The 206-nt window shown below is 45.6% G+C and carries 1 protein-coding gene; it reads left to right on the plus strand.

Annotated features, from left to right (window positions below; translation table 11 throughout):
- On the plus strand, nt 1–206 hold a 206-nt coding region (locus AC0QH1_RS00615; RefSeq protein WP_324628774.1), incomplete at both ends, for a hypothetical protein.

The following is a 206-nucleotide window of genomic DNA, read 5'->3' on the forward strand; positions in this document are numbered from 1 at the left end:
AACGAAAACCTAATTTTCCCCACGGAAAATTCCGTAGGAAACACGGTTTTTGCGGGAAATACTTTTCCCTTTTTCGCTACGGATACCGCCGAAGCGGTGTTCGGGACTACTGTGGATAATTTCCTGTTGGGAATGGGAGGAAATGACAACCTTTATGCGGGAACTGGCAACGATATTTTGCACGGCAATACCGGAAATGACTATCT

Source organism: Phormidium sp. CCY1219 (assembly GCF_055795085.1).